Source organism: Lonsdalea britannica, from assembly GCF_946477055.1.
Taxonomy (GTDB): domain Bacteria; phylum Pseudomonadota; class Gammaproteobacteria; order Enterobacterales; family Enterobacteriaceae; genus Lonsdalea; species Lonsdalea britannica_A.
The window spans coordinates 1-6,343 of sequence record NZ_CAMKXG010000207.1 but is presented as its reverse complement, the minus strand read 5'-3'; the positions used below and the strand labels follow the sequence as shown (position 1 = coordinate 6,343).

The window sequence follows — 6,343 nt, the reverse complement described above, 5'->3', positions numbered from 1 at the left end:
CCTGCGTATTCGGCGGCCAGCCGGTCCAGTACCGGGCCGAGCTCCTGACAGTGCTGGCTGCGCTCCGACCAGAAGTAAATCAGTACCGGAACGGTCATCGACTGTTCCAGCACCTGCTGCATATTCGTTTCGTTAATATCAATCACGTTGGCGTGTTGTTCTAGCATGGGATTCTCTCTTATCCGTTTCAGCGAGTTATGGGGGCAAATGCCCTCTGCTTCAACCCCTGTCAGGAGCGAGTGCGTAATAAGCCGTCGAGCGCGCGTCCGGGAAGCAGGCGGCGAAGTATCGACAGCGCATGGGTCATCAAGGTGACCGGATAGCGTAATTTGGGGCGGGGACTCTCCAGAGCATGGCGCAGTTTGGGCAATATCGCCTCTGGCGTCAGGGTGAATCGCTTGGCGATGCCGGGATTTGTGACGGGACGATCGTGCTGCGTTTGGTTCACGTTGGCGGAGAACTGCGTGCTAATCGGCCCCGGCTCTATCAACGACACGTGGATTCCGCTGCCGTGCAGCTCCATGCGCAGCGCGTCTGACCAGGCCTCGAGCGCATACTTACTGGCGGCATAGGCGCCGCGTCCCGGCGTAACTACCAGCCCCATAACGGAACTGGTCTGGATGATACGCCCTTCGCCGTGCGCGAGCATGGCGGGCAGCAGTCGCTGCGTCAGTTGATGGGTGCCGAACAGATTGCTGGAAAACTGTTGCTCCAGCTGCTGACGGGAGATCGTGTTCAACGGGCCGTAAACGCCGTAACCGGCGTTGTTGAACAGGCCGAACAACCGGTTGCCGGTCAGCGCAATAACACGGTCGGCGGCGCGATCCACACTGTCGCTGTCGTCCAGATCCAGCTCGATGCCTTCCAGCCCCAGCGCGTTCATTCTTTCCACATCTTCCGCACGTCGGCAGGCTGCCAAAACCCGGTAGCCGCGTTGCTTAAGATCCTGTGCGGCGATCAGGCCGATACCGCTGGAACAGCCGGTGATTAAAATCGCTTTTTGCATAACTTTACCTAACTATAAAGCCCTGAATATCAAGAGTCGTGGTTAACTAGAGGGCCGAGTTTTTGCGCCATCCAGTCGGCGATAAACGGCTGGGCGTCGCGGTTCGGATGGATGCCGTCATCCTGCATCCACTCGGGTTTGAGATAGACCTGTTCCATGAAAAACGGCAGCAGCGGAATGGCGAACTGCGTGGCGAGTTTCGGATACACGGCCGCAAAGGTCTCAGTATAGCGCCGGCCGTAGTTGGTCGGCAGTCGGATCTGCATCAGCAGCGGCTGAGCGCCGGCCTCTTTGACCTGAGAGATGATTTTTGTCAGATCCTGTTCCAGACTGGACGGAGGGAAACCGCGCAGGCCATCGTTGCCGCCCAGCTCGATCAGCACCCAACGCGGGCGGTGCTGCTGCAGTAAGGCCGGAACGCGAGACAGCCCCTGAGCGGCGGTGTCGCCGCTGATGCTGGCGTTGACGACGTTGACGCCGCCGGGGGCTGACTGCCAGCGGCTATTCAGCAAGGCAGGCCAGGCCTGCGTCGCCGACATGCGATAGCCAGCGCTCAGACTGTCGCCCAGCACCAGCAGCGTATCCGCTGCGATAGCACGTAAACTTACTATTCCCAGCAGTAAAAGGACCAGAAAATGCCAGCGGAAAACATTCTTGAAGTTCATCATATTAGTAAACACGTTGGTCAAGGGGAACATGAGCTGTCCATCCTTACCGGAGTTGAGCTGGTTGTCAAACCTGCCCAGACCCTGGCATTAATCGGCGAGTCGGGTTCGGGCAAGTCAACGCTGCTGGGGATCTTGGCCGGACTGGACGACGGCAGCAGCGGGGAGGTTGCGCTGTTAGGAGAGCCGCTCAACCAGCTGGATGAGGAGGGGCGTGCGGCACTACGGGCGCGCGACGTCGGCTTTGTCTTTCAATCCTTTATGCTGGTGCCGACGCTAAACGCGTTGGAAAACGTACAGTTACCTGCGCTGCTGCGAGGGGAAAGCGACCGCGACAGCCGCCAACAGGCCGAGCAACTACTGCAGCAGCTCGGACTGGGGGCGCGTCTCCAGCATCTGCCTGCTCAGCTGTCCGGCGGCGAACAGCAGCGCGTGGCGCTGGCGCGCGCGTTCAGCGGTCGCCCTAAAGTGTTGTTTGCCGATGAGCCGACCGGCAATCTCGATCGCCAGACCGGCGAACGCATTGTCGACCTGCTGTTCGCGATGAATCGCGACTACGCCACCACCTTGATTCTGGTTACCCATGACGAACAGCTGGCCGCGCGCTGCGAGCGGCGGTTGCGATTGCGCGACGGCAAATTGTGGGAGGAGTCATGATCTGGCGTTGGTTTTGGCGTGAATGGCGTTCTCCTTCGCTACTGATTGTATGGCTGGCGCTGACGCTGGCCGTGGCCTGCGTGCTGGCGCTCGGCACCATCAGCGATCGTATGGAGCAGGGACTCAGCCAGCAAAGTCGAGACTTTCTGGCGGGCGACCGGGTTCTGCGGGCCTCGCGGCCGGTAGATGAAGCGGTGTTGCAACGGGCGGCGCAAGATGGCCTCACCGTCAGCCGACAGGTATCGTTTATGACGATGACCTACGCCGGAGAAAATGCGCAGCTGGCGCAGGTGAAAGCCACCGACGATCGCTATCCGCTGTATGGGAATTTACAGACCCGGCCTGCGCAGCTGCGCGCCGCACCCGGCACGATTCTGGTCGCCCCGCGGCTGCTGGCGCTGTTGGGGGCGCGAGTCGGAGATCAGGTCGATATCGGCGATACCACGCTGCGCATCGCAGGCGAGCTGATTCAGGAGCCGGACAACGGCTTCAATCCCTTCGAAACCGCGCCGCGTGTGCTGATGAACATGGCCGATGTCGCCAGTACCGGCGCGATTCAGCCCGGCGGCCGCATCACCTGGCGCTACATGTTTGCGGGAGAGCCTCAGGCCATCGCGCAGTACGGCGACTGGATTAAGCCTCAACTGAAAGCGGATCAGCGCTGGTACGGCATGGAAGATTCGCCGGGCGCGTTGAGCAAATCTCTCCAACGCTCACAGCAGTTCTTGCTGCTGTCCGCGTTGTTGACGCTGTTGTTAGCCATCGCCGCAGTCACCGTGGCGATGAGTCATTACTGCCGCACGCGTTACGATCTGGTCGCCGTGCTGAAAACGTTAGGCGCCGGTCGTGGCGCGCTGCGGCGTCTGATTGTCGGTCAGTGGCTGTCGGTGTTGGCGCTGGCGGCCGTAAGCGGAAGTGTGCTGGGTCTGGGCTTCGAGGCGGTATTGATGCGAGCGTTGGCCCCCGTCCTGCCCGCTACGCTGCCGCCCGCCGGACTCTGGCCCTGGGCATGGGCGCTCGGTACGCTGGTGTTGATTTCGCTGTTGGTCGGTCTTCGTCCGTATCGCCTTCTGCTGGCGACCCAGCCGTTGCGCGTGTTGCGACGGGATGTGACGGCTAACGTCTGGCCGCTGCGCTACTACCTGCCCGCCGTCGCGGTGATCGTAATTGGTCTGTTGTTCGTGCTGTCTGGCGGCGGTTCGCTGTTGTGGTCGCTGCTCGGGGGGATGGTGGTATTGGCGCTGCTGTTGGGGACGATTGGCTGGGGCAGCCTGCTGCTGTTGCGACGCCTCACGCTGAAACGGTTATCCCTGCGTCTTGCGATTAACCGACTCCTGCGTCAGCCGTGGTCAACCATCGGCCAACTGGCGGCGTTTGCGCTCTCGTTTATGCTGCTGGCGCTGTTGCTGCTGTTACGCGGCGACCTGCTGGACCGCTGGCAGCAGCAGTTGCCGCCCGACAGTCCGAACTATTTCGTGCTGAATATCACCGGCGATCAGATCCCTGCGGTGAAAGATTTTATGATCCAACATCAAGTGCAGCCGGATCTCTTTTATCCGATCGTCCGGGCGCGACTGACGGAGATCAACGGGCGCGTTGCCACCGAGCTGATCCCTGAAGATGCGCCTGGCGGCGGAACGGTAAACCGCGAGCTGAATTTGACCTGGCTGCCGGATCTGCCGCAGCATAATGTGTTGTTGTCCGGACAGTGGCCACCGAAGCCGGGCGAGGTGTCGATAGAGCAGGGCGTGGCGGAACGTCTCGGGGTGTCTCTGGGCGACATGCTGACCTTTACCGGCGACACGCAGCCGTTCAGCGCCAAAATCACTAGCTTCCGTCAGGTGGACTGGGAAAGCCTGCGGCCGAACTTCTTCTTCATCTTCCCGCCGGGTGCGCTGGAGCATCAGCCGCAGTCGTGGCTGACCAGCTTCCGACACGTCGGGCAGGACACTGTGATCACGCAGCTTAACCGACAGTTCCCGACGCTGAGCGTGCTGGATATCGGCACGATCCTCAAGCAGGTCGGGCAGGTATTGCAACAGGTGAGTCGTGCGTTGGAAGTGATGGTGGTGTTGGTCATTTTCTGTGGCGTATTGCTGTTGCTGGCGCAGATTCAGGTCGGGATGGGGCAGCGTCGTCAGGAATTGATGGTCTACCGGACGCTGGGCGCCAGCAAAAAGCTGCTGCGGACCACGCTGTGGTGCGAGTTTGCCGTGATGGGACTTGCCGCTGGACTGGCGGCGGCGCTTGGCGCGGAAGCCGCGCTGTGGATGCTGCAACGCAAAGTGTTCGACTTCCCGTGGGAGCCTAACTGGCTGTTATGGATCGGTCTGCCGCCACTGAGTGCCCTGCTGCTGTCCCTGTGCGGAGGATGGTTAGGATTGCGGTTGCTGCGCGGAAGGGCATTGTTCCGGCGCTACGATGCTTAACGGCCTTAAGCCGTTATAAAGCGCGCGATAAGGCGCAGATAGCAGATAAAAGAAAGCCCGAGCGTCCCGGTTTGAACCGGGGCGCTCGGGCTTTTCTCGTATGACGCTCATACCCCCTTCAATCTGGTGGGCAACGGTGAGTGAAGGGGCGGGAATGGCCGCGATGTTCCATTGTCTTGCGGCTAGCTAATGGCTAGTCAGATGAGCGGTTAAGGGAGCATTATTGGCCTTAGCGCATGTCTGTCGTGCTAAATAACGATACCTGTCCTTCAAAATAAACAAAGCGGGTTAATGCGGATGGGAAAACGAATAACTCATCGAAAAAAGAGAAACTACTCCCCGCAATGCCGACTGCGCTAGTCGATATATAATGTTGCCAATTTGCATTATATTGAAGTTAATTTCTTAACTAAAGGAAATCATGGCAATGGGTAATTCATTATTCCTGTGTGCAATAATAATAAATCGACCGTGTGGCGCCTGAATATTCTTTATATTGCCCCTGTGTTTATATCGTCGCATCAATGACGATGACCGGAATATAACGTCGAGTGACGCCCAAAATATCTGAGGTTTTTTTGCCATAAATCTCATGCAGGAAAGTTTTTTATTGATAGCGCAGTACTTCGGAAGAAAAGCATATCGAAAGAAAAGACATCGCATGAATGCTGGGTCGATCGCGTTTCAAAAGACGCCTTAGGAGATGGCATTTGCCGCCTTTCATCACTGCGCTACGTCGAAGACACAACGTGGGGATGTTGAAGACGGACGAGTCTCCACATTGCCCGGGACGGCAATGCGTATCGACTATCGGGTGATGTCTGCCTCAGGAGATGGGACGCCGCTGGGCTTTTTGTGCCTGGACAGATAGTTATGCTGAAAAATGCACATCCGAATGGCGTTGCGGTACTCGCCGTTGATAAAGAACTCGTGAATCAACTCACCTTCGACATCAAATCCCAGCTTGCTATAGATGTGAATGGCCTTTTGGTTTTCCTTGTCCACAATCAGATACAGCTTGTAGAGGTTGAGAATGGCGAAGCCGTAGTCCATCGCCAGCTGTGCGGCGGCGCTGGCGTAGCCATAACCTTGATGCGCCGGGTCGATGATGATTTGAAACTCAGCGCGGCGGTGGATGTGGTTGATATCGACGAGTTCCACCAGTCCGACTTTGACCCGCTCGTGTTCGATGATAAAGCGGCGTTCGCTCTGGTCATGAATATGTTTGTCATACAGATCGCTCAACTCCACGAAGGCTTCGTAGGGTTCTTCGAACCAGTAGCGCATCACGCTGGCGTTGTTATCCAACTGATGAACAAAGGGTAAATCATCGCGCTCCAGGGGTCTCAGGCGAACGATGCTGTTCGTGTTAGACATAATAAATCCTCTGTCATCAGTAGGTTATCGAATAAGTCCTGTTCTTTTCTCGTTCATTATAGTGCCCGATATTCTCAATTTGGCGAACGATTTTTGCGTTTCATTGAATTCTAATCAGAGTAATACACTATTTAAAATAATATTTTCTGTTGGAAATAAGGTTTTATTATTTTAGAAAATATTAGGGTCTTCTCTATTCTATTTAATTC

At 57.2% G+C, this 6,343-nt stretch carries 6 protein-coding genes; 2 read left to right on the top strand and 4 right to left on the bottom strand.

The genetic code is table 11. From position 1 onward, the window contains the following. From Q7O77_RS13170 to tesA, 3 genes are all read right to left on the bottom strand, one after another. A partial coding sequence (locus Q7O77_RS13170; protein WP_304168072.1) for a co-chaperone YbbN occupies positions 1 to 167 on the bottom strand: 167 nt, incomplete at its 3' end. A gap of 62 nt (positions 168 to 229) precedes the next feature. Continuing rightward, the gene (locus Q7O77_RS13165; protein ID WP_304168069.1) at positions 230 to 1,006 is read right to left on the bottom strand and encodes an SDR family oxidoreductase; all 777 of its coding nucleotides are present in this window, start codon (positions 1,004 to 1,006) and stop codon (positions 230 to 232) included. Positions 1,007 to 1,035: 29 nt separating this feature from the next. Next, positions 1,036 to 1,674 (bottom strand): multifunctional acyl-CoA thioesterase I/protease I/lysophospholipase L1, encoded by a 639-nt coding sequence (gene tesA / locus Q7O77_RS13160; protein WP_139824010.1) that lies wholly within the window; start codon positions 1,672 to 1,674, stop codon positions 1,036 to 1,038. Between tesA and ybbA the strand changes: the two genes are divergently transcribed. Both ybbA and ybbP read left to right on the top strand, forming a co-directional pair. Further along, positions 1,642 to 2,328, top strand: coding sequence for a putative ABC transporter ATP-binding protein YbbA (ybbA, locus tag Q7O77_RS13155; RefSeq protein WP_304168065.1), 687 nt, complete (start codon positions 1,642 to 1,644; stop codon positions 2,326 to 2,328). The two genes, tesA and ybbA, sit on opposite strands and share 33 nt — an antisense overlap. Then, positions 2,325 to 4,757, top strand: a complete 2,433-nt coding sequence (gene ybbP / locus Q7O77_RS13150) for a putative ABC transporter permease subunit YbbP (protein ID WP_304168062.1) — start codon at positions 2,325 to 2,327, stop codon at positions 4,755 to 4,757. Before ybbA ends, ybbP begins: the two co-directional genes overlap by 4 nt. An 807-nt stretch (positions 4,758 to 5,564) precedes the next feature. On the opposite strand, the gene speG is transcribed toward ybbP, so the two are convergent. Continuing rightward, the gene (gene speG, locus Q7O77_RS13145; protein ID WP_304168059.1) at positions 5,565 to 6,134 is read right to left on the bottom strand and encodes a spermidine N1-acetyltransferase; all 570 of its coding nucleotides are present in this window, start codon (positions 6,132 to 6,134) and stop codon (positions 5,565 to 5,567) included. Between the last annotated feature and the right edge of the window lie 209 nt (positions 6,135 to 6,343).

Coding starts and splice junctions, on each gene's coding strand:
- Q7O77_RS13165 (WP_304168069.1), bottom strand. CDS start 1,006: ATGCAAAAAGCGATTTTAATCACCGGCTGTTCCAGCGGTATCGGCCTG.
- ybbA (WP_304168065.1), top strand. CDS start 1,642: ATGCCAGCGGAAAACATTCTTGAAGTTCATCATATTAGTAAACACGTT.
- tesA (WP_139824010.1), bottom strand. CDS start 1,674: ATGATGAACTTCAAGAATGTTTTCCGCTGGCATTTTCTGGTCCTTTTA.
- ybbP (WP_304168062.1), top strand. CDS start 2,325: ATGATCTGGCGTTGGTTTTGGCGTGAATGGCGTTCTCCTTCGCTACTG.
- speG (WP_304168059.1), bottom strand. CDS start 6,134: ATGTCTAACACGAACAGCATCGTTCGCCTGAGACCCCTGGAGCGCGAT.